The sequence below is a fragment of the Flavobacterium suncheonense GH29-5 = DSM 17707 genome (assembly GCF_000430025.1).
Lineage (GTDB): Bacteria > Bacteroidota > Bacteroidia > Flavobacteriales > Flavobacteriaceae > Flavobacterium > Flavobacterium suncheonense.
Genome location: NZ_AUCZ01000050.1, coordinates 1 through 1,269 on the forward strand (window position 1 = coordinate 1; position 1,269 = coordinate 1,269).

General features: G+C 28.9%; 1 protein-coding gene. It reads left to right on the forward strand.

What is annotated here, in order from left to right; translation table 11 throughout:
- Positions 1–95 precede the first annotated feature (95 nt).
- Entirely contained in the window at positions 96–1,052 is a 957-nt protein-coding gene (locus G498_RS0110105; RefSeq protein WP_026981038.1) for a tetratricopeptide repeat protein, read from the forward strand.
- The last annotated feature ends 217 nt before the right edge of the window (positions 1,053–1,269 follow it).

The window sequence follows — 1,269 nt, forward strand, 5'->3', positions numbered from 1 at the left end:
TTTCTAACTTTTCGGTATATTTGTGAACGTAAATCATTAACTGTCGCAACTTTGCCAAGCTGCAACACGTTAGCAGAAATATTAAAAAAACAGAAATGAAGAACACTTTTTTAACACTCTCTCTACTATTTTCAATATTAACTTTTAGCCAAAAAAAAGCAAATAATGAGGATTTAATATTATTTGAAAAAGCTGTTGCTCTTCAAGAATTAGTTAATGATGAGTTGGAAAGAATTGCAAACCCAAAAGACACTATCGACATTACAAACGAAGAAAAAATAAAACAAAGTTTTGCTATAGATTTAAAAGAAAACATTCTTGATAAAGTTATTGAAAACTATGATGAATTAATTGAAAAATTTCCCAAATCCAAATTAATCTTTAGAGCGTTAAATAATAAAGCTTTTGCAGAATTAGAAATAGAAGATTACGATGAAGCCAAAATGACTTTTTTAAAAGTACTAAATAGTAAGGCAAACGATAAAGAAAAAGGTGGAATCGGCTCTGGAATTATGGCCGAACCTTATGCTAACTATAAAAATAGAGCTTCAAAAAAATTAGCAGAATTAGAATTACAAAATAAAAACTATAAGGAAGCTATAAAGTATCTTGATGAAACTAAAAAACATCCTTACAGACATTTTTGCGGAAATGAATATGCTGCCGACGAAATCTATATGGCAGAAATGTACTCAAAATGTTATTTAGGTATGAATGAATATGAGAAAGCTTATGATATCCTATTACCAAATATACTTGAAAATGGATTAGCAGACAATTCAAATCTAATAGATACTGCATTTAACGCACTATTAAAAAAATACAAAAAGGAAGATTTGAAAGTCCAGCTTGAGATTTCATTTAGCAATGTAACTACTGAAAAAGAAATAAGAAACAAAAATGAATACACATTTTATTATATAAACTTTCTCAACAGAAAAATTCAATTAAGCTCTTGGAATTTATTTGAGTTACTCTCCGAACAAGAAAGACAAAATGCAATAAAACAAATCTTAATCGAATCCAAATTTTATAAACTGTTGACTCAATAAAAAATACTTCTGCTAACAGCGGTTTTAAAAAATTGGGGCTTTAGGCAAAATTTAAAGGTAATTTTATACATTTGACTTCAGTCCTAACGGAATGGTTCGGGAACAAAAATCCCCAACTTCTTAAAGCCGGCGGGACGTTATAAATCAGTTGCCTTGCGCGCGTAAAAATCAGAACCTAAACGATTTCTACAAATAAATTTTCCATCAAATTTTATAA